The organism is Anaerofustis sp. LCP19S3_F7, from assembly GCF_052119445.1.
Lineage (GTDB): Bacteria > Bacillota > Clostridia > Eubacteriales > Anaerofustaceae > Anaerofustis > Anaerofustis butyriciformans.
The window spans coordinates 1-14,282 of sequence record NZ_JBQKFF010000017.1 but is presented as its reverse complement, the minus strand read 5'-3'; the positions used below and the strand labels follow the sequence as shown (position 1 = coordinate 14,282).

Genomic DNA, 14,282 nt, shown 5'->3' with positions numbered 1-14,282 from the left:
TTATTAAATACAATAATAAGAGGTCTTTGCCTATAAGCAAAGACCTCTTATTATTATAAATTATTATAAAATTTTTTATATTGACATTTTAGTCTTTATAACTTCACCTTCATACTCATTACAAATCCATTCCCATCTAGTAACTCTTTTACTTAATGACAATGAATTTATAGGATCTTTAACAAAACAAATTTCTATATATTTATCATTCTGACATGCTATAGCTAAGTAGTAATTATTTTTATATTGAGAAGCTGTTGAAAATTCATTATTTGTAATAGAAATTGTATCACCAAAATTATTTACACTTTTTACTTCATAAAATCTTCTTTTCCCATCCTTTAAAACAGCTTCTAAATCATATCCTAAATTTTGTGTAGATACATCTGATACATATTCAATATCATCAATTAATTCAAGTACTGCTGCAACATTTTTTTCTACACTTCGCCACTTTTTAATGACTTTTTTCTTACTAAAAAAAGAAACTTTTGTTTCTGATATTGTATTTGATATAATATGATCTTTTTTTAAATCTAATTTATCATTGAAAATAGATGATTGTTCTTGTTTAAGCCCTATTTTTTTTAAAAAAATATTATAATCGGAAATTGTATTTAATGAACTTATAACAGATTCTTCAAATCTTTGATTAATAATATCACTATTCTTTAACTCTACAATAGGCTTTACACCTAAATTAAATGTAATTAGTTTTGCTTTTTTTAAGTTTTCTTTTAAATTTTCATCCATTCCAAATCGAGTTTTGTTGATTGCATCTATTAAAACTGAAGTTCTTGTATTTTCTGAACACTCTATATCTTTCATTGCAAATAGACACTTATTTAATGGCATTTCTTTTACTCCAAATACATTTAAAAAGAAAAGTAATCCATGAATTTGTTCTTGCATAATATTTCCAATACCATATATATTTAAATATTTTGTTATTCTTTCAAAATCATTATTGGTTATTCCTTGTGGCTGTAAATAAATTTCTTTTCCGTTTGCAAGTTTATTATATAAATATTCAATTATTTTATCTTTCAATTTTCTTACAATAATATCATTTACATCAACACCTTTTATCTGGCTTAATGGATCCATTTTTGCTTTTCTAACAATATTAATTATTCCATACTTATCAAAATTTTTTTCAAATATATCTATTATCAATGATACTAAAATATCAGCACACATTTCTGCTGATTTATAGGTTTCATCATCAATGACAATTCTTGTTCTTGAAGGGTCTGTTGAAAAATCTCCATTAACTTTTATTTTCATGCTTAATTTATTATGAGTTGGCATAAAAGAATGTACAACACTTTCTGTTGTCTCAGCTTCTACAGCTTTTATTCCATCAAACTTAAAAGCAACCGAACAATGATTATTTTGTTCAGTTGGTATAGTAACCAACCAATTATTTTCATTATCGTTATCAAATGTTCTAACATTATAAAATTTATTTGAAATTCTATTTCTTAAAACCTTATATTCTTTTTTATTATTTATAAATAAATTTACATTTTGTACAGAATTTAAAAATAACATACAATTAATATCGAAATCTGCAATTTCTTTAGATAGAACATTATTTTTTGATTCAAAAATAAAAATTGTTGTATAACCATTTTCCTTAATTTTTTTTATTTCACTGTCGTATTTTTTCTCTATAAATTCATGTGGAATTCTTATTAATGGAACATCTTTTACATCATTAAGAATTCCTTTTGTTAATACTTTAGAAAAAGTTGCTTTAATATCTCCACTTATCAAATGAACTGTTTCTGCATAATTTACAACTGATTTAAATCCTATTCCTCTAAATCCTATTGTATTATTATTTTTTCTAATTTTTGTTGATGAACCACTTCTACACAAAGATAAAATATCTTCATTATTAAAAGGTCGTCCATCATTTGCAATAATGTATGTATATTTATCAAATAATTTTACAAAAAATCTTTTTGATAAAGCATCATCTGCATTTTGTAATAATTCTATTAAAGAACGTCCAGAATAACTTTCAGAAATGTATTTTTCCATATTTGCTAAATCGTTAAATAATAACGGAGAAAATTTTGCCTCAGATATAAACATTTCCCTTATTTTTTGAATTATATTATCCATAAATTCCACCTTATTTTTTATTAATTATATGCATTAATGTTTTATAATCAATTCTTAAGCTAAATTAACAAAATAAACATATATATAACATACTAAAACATTTAAATATATAATATTAATTTAAAAAATTTAAAATTTGAATTATAACTTAGTAATAAATAATCTTCCTTTCACAGCTTTAAGTAATGTATTTGAATTATCAAAACAATAAATTGAAAAAGTATCATATCCAGAAAATTTATCTTTTAAAACAAATTCTGAATTTGTCATATATATTTCATCATCTTCGTCATATAAATTTATTTTTATTAATAAATCACAAGGAATACTATTTCCTTCAATGGAAGCTATTTCTAATAAAATATTACAATCTGCATCATCTTCCCCTGCAGGTCTAACAGATAAGTTTAATATTTGCAAATTATTTACTTCAAACATATTATGTAATATTTCAATATTTTTTTTTAATTCTTTTGCTAAATCTTCATACATAATGTAACTCCAATAAAATCTATTTTATTTAATTATATATTACTTTTTACCTTTTAATACAATTTTACTATAAAAATCTAATATTTATAAAAAAATGATTGATATAACATAAAATTTATTAAATTATCTAAGTAAAGAACATCGTAGCTTTAGTCATCGAAAAGCGTTTTAAGGCACTTCTCCTAATAGCGACCTTTTATTCATTAAAAAAATAAAACTCAAATAAAACGGGGCGGCGGTAGTGGTCGTTTCAAAAATCTCGGGTGGAGATTTTAGAAAATACGACCACGTTATAAACCTTTTTCCCAATAACTCCATTTTATTTCCAATCAAACTTATAACCTGACCACAAACCAAGTCGGGGCGGGGTAGCTTTTCTGACAGTAAAACTCGGGTAGAGTTTTACGCAGTCATCGAAAAGCGTCAAAGGCTCCACGCCCAGTGGCGCCCTTTTATTCGACTTTTTTAGGCGAGTAAAAAAGTCGTGAGGTTCTTCCTTAATATCGGGTTGTTAAGGGCAGACAGCCCTTAAATATGGGGATTTTAAGGGGCAACGTCCCTTAACCTACCCCTTTAAATTTTTAAGATATTTCTTCAAATTCCCCTCTGCTCCGTTTTCCTTAGGCTCGTAGTAAACTCTTCCCCTTATTTCTTCAGGCAGATACTCTTGCTTTACATAATCGTTTGGGAAATCGTGAGGATATTTGTATCCAACACCAATACCAAATTCCTTTTCACCCTTATAATTTGCATTTCTTATATGAAGAGGGACTTCATAGTTAGGCTCGTTTTCTATATCAGCTAAAGCCTTGTTTATTGCAAGGTATGAAGCATTGCTCTTTGGTGAAGAGGCAAGATAAGTTACACAGTGAGCAAGGTTTATCCTAGCCTCAGGCATTCCAATAACTTCAACAGCCTTAAAGGTGCTTACGGCAAGTTCCAAAGCTTTTATATTTGCGTTTCCTATATCTTCAGAAGCAAAAATAATCATCCTTCTTGCTATAAATTTTGGATCTTCTCCCGCATATATCATCTTAGCTAGGTAATAAATCGCTGCGTCCGGATCAGAACCTCTCATACTCTTGATGAATGCACTTATTGTGTCGTAGTGTTCGTTATCCCCTTTGTCGTATGTAACTTTTTTCTTTTGCATACATTCTATTATTACGTCAAGATCTATGTTTATTACCCCTTTTTCGTCCTTTGGAGTTGTAAGATAAGCAAGCTCCAAAGCATTAAGAGAAACCCTTGCATCCCCACTACACATAGTGCATAAATAGTCCATAGCCTCGCTTGTTATGTTTATTTCATAATTCCCCAGTCCTCTTTCTTTATTAGAAAGTGCGTTTTCTATAATCTTTCTTACGTCATCCTTATCAATCTTCTTAAGCTTAAATAAAGTAGAACGTGAAATCAAAGGAGAATTTATTTCAAAGAAAGGATTTTCCGTTGTAGCACCAATTAGAATAATCGTTCCGTCCTCAACGCTTGGAAGAAGTGCATCTTGTTGTGATTTGTTAAAACGATGTATCTCGTCTATGAAAAGAATACTCTTTCTCTTCTCCAGCCCAAGATTATTCTTTGCCTTTTCGATTATCTCCCTTACATCCTTTACTCCGCAGGTTACTGCATTAAGAGAATAAAAATAAGAACTGGTCTTATTTGCGATTATCTTCGCAAGGGTGGTTTTACCGCAGCCGGCAGGACCAAATAGTATTATGGAACTTATTCTGTCAGCTTCAATCATTCTGTTTAATAACTTACCCTTTGATACAATATGCTCCTGACCGTAAAACTCCTCTAAGCTCTCAGGTCTCATTCTAACCGCTAAAGGAGCCTTGCTTTTCACCTGTTCTTCCCTTATATCATCAAAAAAATTACCTTGCATTTTTTCTCCTTTGTATAACATAAAATCATATAAAATCAATAAAACAATTTTACCACAAAACCACATCAATAACCATCGAACATAAAACAATATATTTAAAATATAATGTAAAACTAAATGTTTGTTATCCCTATTACATAAAATCCCCTTTTAAAATATCTAAGTTAAATATAAAGATATAAATATAACAATTTTAACTTTATGCTATAATAAGAAAAAAAGGAGAAAAACAATGGACGCACTAATTGTAGTAGATATGAGTAACGACTTTGTTCACGATAAAGGCGGGCTAACCGCAGGGAAACCGGCACAGGATATAGTGGATAACACTTTAAATAAAGTAAAAGAATTTGATAAAGAAGATAAAATAATCGTTTTTGCGATGGACGCACATGAAGAAAATGATAAGCACTTCAACCTATGGCCAAAACATAACGTAAAAGGAACATGGGGACAAGAGCTTTATGGTAGCTTAAACGACTGGTATAAAGAAAATAAAAATAAGGATAACATAATATGGATCGATAAAAGCGAGTACGATGCCTTTTATAAAACAGATTTAGCCGAAACACTAAAAAATAGAGGAGTAGACGAAGTGTTAGTATGTGGTGTATGTACCGACATTTGCGTATTTAATACGGTTTACGGAGCATATAAAGAAGGCTTTAAAACAAAAGTATATAAAAACTTGTGTGCCACATTTACAGATAACGGCGAAACTTTCATAAACCAAATGAACACAATTTATAAGACGGAATTGGTTTAGATAAGGTAGAATTTCCATACTAATTAATTTTTCATTTTAAACTTGTAAAAAATACCGCATAATGATAAACTTATTATATATCGTAATTTTAGGGGAAGGATTTGATAAAATGAAAAAATTAAAAGGATGCTTTAATAAGGAGTGCAAAGCTTTTTTTAGAAAAGATAAATTTAAGGAAGATTATGAGTACTGTCCAATGTGCGGACAAAAACTAAGTTATGTATGCACAGAAAAACAATGTTATAATTTACTTGAAAATCCATTAGCAGGAATTTGTGAAGATTGTATAAAGAAAAAAGAAGAACAAAAAGAAAAGAGAAAAGAAACAGCACAAAATGTAGTGGATATGGGAAGTAAAGCAGTTGAAAAAGTAGCAGAGAATGCACCTCAAATAGTAGCTGCTGTAGGAATTGGTAAAAAAGCAATTAATATTATTGCAAAGAAAAAATAATATAAAAACTTCTTTAAACACGGAAATATTTCCGTGTTTTTATTTTGTATTAAAAGTATTATAATATATTTATTATATTATAAAGAAGGATAAAAAATGTGGGTAATATATGCTTTTGGTTCTTCTTTCTTTGCGGGAATAACGGCAATACTTGCAAAAATAGGAATAAAAAATGTAGACTCTAATCTTGCAACAGCTTTAAGAACCATATTAATTCTAATTTTTTCATGGATCATCGTTTTTATGACAGGAGCAGTAAAAACATTATGTTTAATTGATTTAAAGACGATGTTATTCCTAATTTTATCGGGACTTGCAACCGGAATGTCATGGTTATGCTATTTTAAAGCCTTACAGCTTGCGGATGTAAATAAAGTAACTCCAATTGATAAATCCAGCACCATTCTTACAATGATACTTGCTATTTTATTTTTGGGTGAAGAAATAACGCTTTTAAAAATAATATCAATTATATTAATCGGAAGCGGAACATATTTAATGATAGAAAAAAAGGAGGAAAGCAAACAAACCATAAGAAAAACATGGCTTATATATGCTCTTCTTTCAGCTCTATTCGCAAGTCTTACTTCAATACTGGCAAAAATAGGGATAGAAAATATAGATTCAAACCTTGCAACAGCCATAAGAACTATTGTTGTTTTATTAATGGCATGGATAGTAGTTTTTGTTACAAAAAAACAAGATGAAATAAAAAGTATAAATAAGAAAAACATGAAATTTATTCTTTTATCAGGATTAACAACAGGCTTATCATGGCTTTTATACTATAAAGCACTACAACAAGGTCAGGCTGGTATAGTAGCTCCAATAGATAAACTTAGCATAGTATTTACAATCGCATTTTCGTATTTTGTACTAAAAGAAAAATTAAATAAAAAATCTTTTTTAGGGCTAATTGAAATATTAATAGGAACATTTATTTTACTTTTATAAATCATATTTATTTTTTATTTTAAATATAGTATAATTAAATAAAAAGTTCGCCATTCATCCCTTTTGGGACATTGATCCCTTCTGAGACAATGTTTGGCTGGACTCTTCTTTTTATTTTATAGTATTAACAAAGCCTTTATTGACTATGTCATTTATAAAATTATTGGAAAGTATAAATTCTCTTAAAAACAAGTAAATATAAACTTTAATATTAATAATTTTTATACATCATTAAAAATAAAATAACGGCCCTACCAAATTATAGAGCCGTTTATACAATTTTATAAATATATTAAAAATCATTTAAAATAATTATTTTATCCCACCACACTTACAAACCTGTCGGGTCAGGGTAGCGGTAGTGGTCGTTTCAAAAATCTCGGGTAGAGATTTTTAGAAAATCCGACCACGTTATAAGCTCTCACGGCGCATGAGTGAAAGCCTTTTTCCCATATTTTTGGGCTTTGACAAAAATATGGTCGGGTTGTTAAGGGTTGAAAACCCTTAAATATGGGGTTCAAGGGGCGGCAACGCCCCTTAAGAATCATTTCCATAATAATTAACCCCAAATACTCCAATTATAATTATAATAGCACCGATAATCTGCATTAAGCTAAAAGGTTCCGCCATAACAAATATACCTATAAGAACCGAAACAACGGTAGTTAAATTTGAAAAAGCAGAAGCTGAAGCTATATCAAGATGAGATACTGTATAAGTATTGCCAAAAAATCCTATAACTGAAGCAATACAACCAAGATACATCATACACAGTAAAACTTTAGTATTTGAAAAAGCGAGAATATATCCGCTAAAACCTTGATTTGTAATCAAAGATATAATTCCAAAGGATATACACGCAAACCACATCATGAAAAAGGTTATCTCCATAACGGAAAATTCCTTTGATAATTTCTTTGCTAAAATACCGTACATACTGGAAGCAAAAACTGCTCCAAACAAAAATAAAAATCCCGCAAAATTAAATCCCACATCAGAAACATAAGAGCCAAATACAACCGCTATGGCTCCAAGAACGGAAAGAACTACAAAAGCCCACTGCTTAATAGTAGGCTTTTCTTTTAAAATAAATATTGCAAGAACACACATAACAACGGGAATAGTGGCAATCATCGTTCCCGAAAGCGCCGAATTTGTAAGGCTTACACCGTAAGTCTCACATATAAAATACATTAAAGGCTGACATATGCAAAGAGGAATAAGAAGTTTTATGTTCTTTCCCTTATAGTCAAGCTTAAATACTTTTAGAAAATAAAGTATAGTCATAAATAAGGCTGCAAACAAAAATCTTACCCCAGGTAAATCAAGAGGCTTTAAAACGGTTAAAGCCTCTCTTGTAAAAGCAAATGTTGTGCCAAAAACAAAGGAATATAATACCCCTGTTATGTATGCCGTTATCTTCTTGTTTTTTAACATATTCTATACGAAATATGCAAAACTTTCCACGTTCTTTTCTTCTGATTTTATAACTTCGATTTCACGGAATTTAAGTCTTAAAAGTTCGTACATTATGTCAAGGAAACATATTTCTGCATTGTAGTGTCCAACACCTATTAATACAATGCCGTTATCAACAAAATTTTGCATTTCATGATATTTTGTATCAGATGTAATAAATACTTTTGCATTTTTTTCTTTAACTTTATCTATTAAGTCATTACCACCACCGGTACATAAAGCAACTTTACTTAATATACCAAGAGTGTTGTAATTGTTTGTTACTCTTAAAACATTTGTATTGTAAGCTTTCTTTACTTTTTTAAGTAAACCATCAATGTTCATAGGTGTTCTTGAATCAAGAAGACCAACAGCACCAAGACCAAATAGGTTTGTATCATCTTCGCATTTATCGCTTACAACTCTTTCAAGTGGTTTAATATCGCTTAAACCAAGTTTTTTAGCCATAAACATATTTAGCCCGATTGTAGACACATCCATAGGAGTATGAGCAGAATATACGTTGATGTTATTTTTAATAAGTTTGAATATCATATCCCCTTTAATGCTTGATTGTTCAATGTTCATTGTTTTACTAAAGAATAAAGGATGATGAGATATTATCATATCACAATGCTCTCTTATTGCTTCGTCTATTACTTCGTTTGTAATATCAAGAGCAAGCAAAATTCTCCTTACCTGAGCTTGTCTGTTTCCAAGTTGAAATCCGGAATTATCCCATTCGTACTGGAAACTTTCATTTGCGAATACGTTAATGTACTTTATTATATCTTTTACTTTCATAATTTTCTCTTACCCTTTCCAGCAAAGTTATATAATCTTTCGCTTTATTCAATGCTTCTTTTGCATTTTCAGTATTTTTATTTTTACAATTTTCAACGATTTTCTCATTTACCTTTATTTTATAATTTAGAAAATCAAGAAAATTTTCATTCCCTTTTTCATATAGTTTATAACCTAAATCAAAGAACACATCTTCATATTTTTCATCATCTTTTTTAGGTAAAACCTTTAAAACATTATAAAAATGATGTCTGTCTCTTATCAAATCTTCATCAACAATGGTAAAAGAATTATCATATAAATATTTCCTTACCATATCAACACTGTTCATAGGCTGAAGAATAATATTTTTAAAACCTTTTGTCTTTTCTAAATCATCATTTAGTATATCGATAATAAGTTCTCCGCCCATTCCGCATATACAAAGGGTTTCAATATTATTTGTATCTATATTTTTCATGCCGTCGCTTAAAACAAAAGTAACATCTTTTTCTTCTTTAAACATCTTAGAGAAGTTTTCTTTTGCGTTTAAAAGAGGTCCTTCGTTTACGTCGCTTATAACGGCTCTTTTTATCATATTATTTTTAAATAATTGTATGGGTAAATATCCATGATCAGAACCAACATCAAGAACCGATTCGCTTTTCCCAACCATGTCATATACCGCTTTTAATCTTATATCCAAATTTACCATAATTTCTACCTTATATAACAAAATAAGTATAACATAAAATTTTCTTTTTTTAAACAAAAATATTATTTAAGGGGCTTTGCCACTTATAAACCCCACGACTTTTTTACTCGCCTAAAAAAGTCGAATAAAAGGGCGCCACTGGGCGTGGCATTTTAGGGTTTCGCTCTAAAGAGCGACCAGTATTTTTCCGAAGAAAAAAATACTGGACAGAATTCTTTCACTCAAACGCCGTGATGGCTTATAACGCTTTTCGATGCCTACGTAAAACTCTACCCGAGTTTTACTGTCAGAAAAGCTACCCTTCCCTTTATTAGCTTTAATTTTTGTAGTGGAACATCATAATAAATATAAGTTATCTTTTATCTAAAAAAACTTAGAAACATAAATATATCTAAAAAATAAACTAAATTCAAAATAAAAATTCAATTCCTTAAAACATAGAAAAATAAAATCAATAAATAAACTTTTATAATAAAACATTTAATATTAATAAAATCTATTATAAATAAAAAAAGACCCTAAAGAGTCTTTATAAAAATAATATTTTTAGCAAAAAAAAAATGGCTCCCCAGGTAGGACTTGAACCTACGACCTTTCGGTTAACAGCCGACTGCTCCACCGATTGAGCTACTGAGGAACGCTTGATACTTTATCTATTATACACTTAATTTCTAATATGTCAACTACTTTTTTCATTTTTTCCATGAAAATGTTATCTATGTATTTATTCAAATTTAGTAAAATATAAATACACTTTTAACATTTTCATAACTACAAATCATTAAATAAATAACAATTTAAACTAATAAAATTATTTATTTTATTCATCCTGTTCTCCTCTTTTTATTGTGCTTATTATTTCGCTTTTTGATAGCTTTTCATAAAACAAAGGTCTTCTTATTATTATCATTATGCAGGCAAAGAAGAAATAAAAGAAATATACTCCGCTTAAAATGGCATTTAAAAATATAAAAGCATCTGTATTTATAAACCAATTATTTAAAATTTCATTTATTTCATAAGGAAGCAGTAACAATACAAAAAACAAAGAAAAATACCTTATAAAATATTGATAAATTCTTATATCCTCTTTCCCTACTGCCACAATTCTAAGTTTCATTAAGGCTTTCCCAATGCTTCTGCCCTTTAAGAATACGCATAAAACAAAGAAATACATAAACACGGAAAGAGAGAATATATAATAATCATCTATGCCATAATCAATGTTTATATGCCTTACAATATAATATAATCCCCATATAAAAGGCATATCAATAATAAAAGCTATAAGTTTTCTTAAAAAAGAAACCTTAATTCCTCTTTTGTAACTTTCATCATCCATCTCTTCCCTATCCGGCAGAACCTTATAAAATGGTTTTATAACGAAGTAACCGATAACACCCCCAAGGGTATTTATGAATAAATCATCAATATCAAAAAGCCTGTAACTTCTCGGATAAAAGAAATAAAGCCCGCTTAACTGTGTAAGCTCAAAAAACAATGATAATAAAAATGAAAATAAAATTGTCTTTTTTAAGCTGAATTTAAAATAATATCTTAAATACATTCCAAAAGGCACTGTCATAAGCAGATTAAATAAAACCTGTAAAAATGCTTTATTATTTACAATACAGGTAATGGGGCTATTATAGCTTAAAGACATATTATGGTACTGACTTATAATATCCTTTATAAAATTAAAAGGAACTAACTGAGCCGATCTTATTGTAAGAGATGCTACCTCTGAAAATGACGGTAGAGGCAGAATAACAAGAAAATAAGCCGTCATTAAATATAATATAAAAGAATATATTATAACTATCCTGACAGACCAAAGAGAACCATATTTGTTGTAATTATATATTATGTAAGGAAGAGTAAATAAAAGAGCAATCAAAGGAAATGCAAAAATAGACTCTTTTATTATATCCAAATATCCTCCCATATTTCCTCCTTTTATTATAAGATAATTACATATTATAACAATAAAACAATTACTTTTCAAAATATTATAGAATATTAGAATAATTAAATCTAAAAAATACAACAATAAAACATTGAAAATATAAATTAATCCTAAAGAAATATACCAAAAAAGTTTATATAAAAACCAATAGAACTAATTAACAATAAAAATCATATACAAAAATTTAATATATAATATTTATAAATTTAAAATATATAACTATCATTTTAATCTTATAAAAACAATAAAAAAAGAGCATAAGCTCTTTTTTAATCAGATAAAAAATTCTTTTTTAACATATCATCTGCTTCATCCCAGAAAGCTTTTGTGTCATATTTAGTATCTCTTTCCCTGACTTCATAAGATTCTTCATTTTCAATATTTACTATTGTGTCATTATTTTTTTCATCTAAGATATCTTCACTAAGTTTTGTATCCTCATTTATTTCTTCTTTTACATCATCTATAATCTCGCTTGTTTCAGCTTCTGCTTCTTCATATTCAAATTCATTTTCTAAAGAAACTTCTTCATTAACAAGACTTTCATCATCTTTGTTTTTTTTGTCTTTTTTATCCTTTTTATCTTTCTTACCAAAAAGATGTTTTTTCTTTTCTTCTTTTTCTTCCTTATCTTCTTTTTCTTCTCTTAAAGCTTTTCTTTCTTCTCTTCTTTTTAATCTTTCTTCTCTGTCTTCTATGCTTTCGAGGAAGAATTTAGAATCTTTTTCAACCTCAATATAATCTTCAGTGAATTTTGAGAATACATCAAGTCCGTTATAAACTATGTTATCTTCTTTTAAAACTTCATCAATATCATAATTATCCAAACCTAAAAAGGCTGCATTCTTACTTCTTAGATAAATTAAATCCTTATCTTTCTTTTCATCAAAATTAATATTTGATAACTTATCAAATAATTCTTTAGCTTTTGAAGTATCACCTTTTTTAATATAATACATAACCATATGAGAACAAATAACCAAATATGCTTTTGTATCATCTTTAAATCTTGAAGTTTTTTCTACTGCAATGGTATCAAAATGAGAATATAAGTAGTTAATATATTTTTCAATACCCGAATTTAATCTTGTAATTTTCATATCAAGATATTCTCTTAATATATAATCAACGATTTTAATATCATCTTTTGAAACATCATCAATGGTTAATTCTTTATTTAAATAATCTGATATAATTTTTAAAAGATAAGTTCTTTTTACACCTTTGTTTCTTTCATTATAACTTCCGTATATCAAAAGTTTACAAGCTAAAAGATAATCATATTGTTCATCTGTTAGAACGTGTTTTATTATAAGTTTTCCTTCTTCGTCAACTTCACCTGTATCTATTTTATCATTTGGAACACCAAGGCAAATTTCCCCTTCAAGAAGAGTAAATAAAATTTGAGTTGATGAAAACAAAATCAAAAAGATAAGTGCAACATCAAAGAAGAATAAAAGTACTTCTGAGAAAACATATACGTAGATAAAATATACTGCAAGACAAGAAAGTACAAGAAGTATAAAACTACCCGCTATGCTTTCACATACGGTGAAAGTAAAATCTGCCTTAAGCTTATCAAACTCTTCCCTGTTTTGAGGAAGATTAAATTTAGGAACAATTTCACCTATTGAAAAGTAATTTTTATTATGCACTCTTCCAAAAATCTTCTTATCAGGATCTTTAAATAAAATATAGAAAGGATCCATATAAATAAAAGATGTGTCATAACCTTTTTTATCATATAAAATACTGTATGATTTATATCTAAAGAACAATGAAAGATAATACATTAAAACGACTATTACAGGGCATAAAGGAAGCAGCCATAAGCTGTGACCCATTGCAAAAGAAACCAACGTACTTCCGCTTATAAGCCCGAATACGACTATAACTATCCATATTATTTTTAAATTTTTCTTTGAACTTTCTCTCATAGGTCAATCCTCAAATTTAATTATTTATTTTTCTTACCAAATGTAAGTTTATTTTCATTACCGTTTATTATTCTTACTATATTCTTTCTATGTTGATATATGCTTAAAACACATAAAATACAAGCTAAAATTATATAACAAATATCAACTTTAAATATTATAAAAAATACCGCACTAAGTGTTAAAGCAGTTAAAGAACCTACCGAAACCATTCTTGTTAAAAGCGCAAGTATCACACCAATAAGTATTGCCAAAAGTGCAAGTTTATAATCAACCATAACAAGAATTCCCGCACTTGCAGAAACACCCTTTCCTCCTCTGAATCCCATAAATACAGGCCAGTTATGACCGGCAACACATAAAAGAGAACAGATTAGAATTACAAGAGAGCTTTGATTAAACAGATAACATAAAAGTACTGTTACAAGCCCCTTTAAAAAGTCAATTACAAAAACCAACGCCCCTGAGAAAAATCCATATGTTCTAAGTGCGTTAGTAGCTCCGGCATTACCGCTGCCATAAGTCCTTATATCTTCTTTTTTTACACTTTTGGAAAATATGTAAGCACCATTTATACATCCTAATAAATAAGATACTATCATTAAAATAAAACTTAAAAAAGTAAATTGTATAACCATGAAAACTCCCATAACATAAATTTTACTTTTAGTATTATAGCATATTAATATATAAATAAAAGTATGTTAAATAAAATTTTAATAATTATTTAACGTAAAAT

The 14,282-nt window shown here is 28.2% G+C and carries 12 protein-coding genes and 1 tRNA gene; 3 read left to right on the top strand and 10 right to left on the bottom strand.

The features are described 5' to 3' along the window. Window positions 1-75: 75 nt before the first annotated feature. The 3 genes from ACTQYZ_RS09555 to ACTQYZ_RS09545 all read right to left on the bottom strand — a co-directional run bounded on the left by ACTQYZ_RS09555 (window position 76) and on the right by ACTQYZ_RS09545 (window position 4,513). The gene (locus ACTQYZ_RS09555; RefSeq protein ID WP_441416503.1) at window positions 76-2,133 is read right to left on the bottom strand and encodes a DUF3883 domain-containing protein; all 2,058 of its coding nucleotides are present in this window, start codon (window positions 2,131-2,133) and stop codon (window positions 76-78) included. Between the two features lie 141 nt (window positions 2,134-2,274). Further along, window positions 2,275-2,625: a hypothetical protein gene (locus ACTQYZ_RS09550; protein ID WP_441416502.1), complete on the bottom strand. Its 351-nt coding sequence runs from the start codon at window positions 2,623-2,625 to the stop codon at window positions 2,275-2,277. A gap of 565 nt (window positions 2,626-3,190) precedes the next feature. After that, the gene (locus ACTQYZ_RS09545; RefSeq protein WP_441416501.1) at window positions 3,191-4,513 is read right to left on the bottom strand and encodes a replication-associated recombination protein A; all 1,323 of its coding nucleotides are present in this window, start codon (window positions 4,511-4,513) and stop codon (window positions 3,191-3,193) included. 232 nt (window positions 4,514-4,745) lie between these two features. Between ACTQYZ_RS09545 and ACTQYZ_RS09540 the strand changes: the two genes are divergently transcribed. The 3 genes from ACTQYZ_RS09540 to ACTQYZ_RS09530 all read left to right on the top strand — a co-directional run bounded on the left by ACTQYZ_RS09540 (window position 4,746) and on the right by ACTQYZ_RS09530 (window position 6,684). Beyond that, window positions 4,746-5,279 carry a cysteine hydrolase family protein gene (locus tag ACTQYZ_RS09540; RefSeq protein WP_441416500.1) on the top strand — a complete coding sequence of 178 codons (534 nt, stop codon included), beginning with the start codon at window positions 4,746-4,748 and terminating at the stop codon, window positions 5,277-5,279. A gap of 109 nt (window positions 5,280-5,388) precedes the next feature. Next, window positions 5,389-5,730: a hypothetical protein gene (locus ACTQYZ_RS09535; RefSeq protein WP_441416499.1), complete on the top strand. Its 342-nt coding sequence runs from the start codon at window positions 5,389-5,391 to the stop codon at window positions 5,728-5,730. A gap of 96 nt (window positions 5,731-5,826) precedes the next feature. Further along, window positions 5,827-6,684: an EamA family transporter gene (locus ACTQYZ_RS09530; protein WP_441416498.1), complete on the top strand. Its 858-nt coding sequence runs from the start codon at window positions 5,827-5,829 to the stop codon at window positions 6,682-6,684. Between the two features lie 537 nt (window positions 6,685-7,221). On the opposite strand, the gene ACTQYZ_RS09525 is transcribed toward ACTQYZ_RS09530, so the two are convergent. The 7 genes from ACTQYZ_RS09525 to plsY all read right to left on the bottom strand — a co-directional run bounded on the left by ACTQYZ_RS09525 (window position 7,222) and on the right by plsY (window position 14,181). Then, the gene (locus ACTQYZ_RS09525) at window positions 7,222-8,121 is read right to left on the bottom strand and encodes a DMT family transporter (RefSeq protein WP_441023534.1); all 900 of its coding nucleotides are present in this window, start codon (window positions 8,119-8,121) and stop codon (window positions 7,222-7,224) included. Between the two features lie 3 nt (window positions 8,122-8,124). Beyond that, window positions 8,125-8,946, bottom strand: a complete 822-nt coding sequence (locus tag ACTQYZ_RS09520; protein ID WP_253229390.1) for a Nif3-like dinuclear metal center hexameric protein — start codon at window positions 8,944-8,946, stop codon at window positions 8,125-8,127. Further along, a complete protein-coding gene (locus tag ACTQYZ_RS09515; protein ID WP_441416497.1) occupies window positions 8,915-9,640 on the bottom strand; it encodes a tRNA (adenine(22)-N(1))-methyltransferase in 726 nt (241 codons plus the stop codon). The genes ACTQYZ_RS09520 and ACTQYZ_RS09515 overlap by 32 nt, the downstream gene beginning before the upstream one ends. A gap of 561 nt (window positions 9,641-10,201) precedes the next feature. Then, a tRNA-Asn gene (locus ACTQYZ_RS09510) sits at window positions 10,202-10,277 on the bottom strand. Window positions 10,278-10,460: 183 nt separating this feature from the next. Then, a complete protein-coding gene (locus ACTQYZ_RS09505; RefSeq protein ID WP_441416496.1) occupies window positions 10,461-11,585 on the bottom strand; it encodes a VanZ family protein in 1,125 nt (374 codons plus the stop codon). Window positions 11,586-11,875: 290 nt separating this feature from the next. After that, window positions 11,876-13,543: a hypothetical protein gene (locus ACTQYZ_RS09500; RefSeq protein ID WP_441416495.1), complete on the bottom strand. Its 1,668-nt coding sequence runs from the start codon at window positions 13,541-13,543 to the stop codon at window positions 11,876-11,878. Window positions 13,544-13,563: 20 nt separating this feature from the next. After that, on the bottom strand, window positions 13,564-14,181 hold the full coding sequence (gene plsY, locus ACTQYZ_RS09495) for a glycerol-3-phosphate 1-O-acyltransferase PlsY (RefSeq protein ID WP_441023544.1): 618 nt from the start codon (window positions 14,179-14,181) through the stop codon (window positions 13,564-13,566). Window positions 14,182-14,282: the final 101 nt, after the last annotated feature.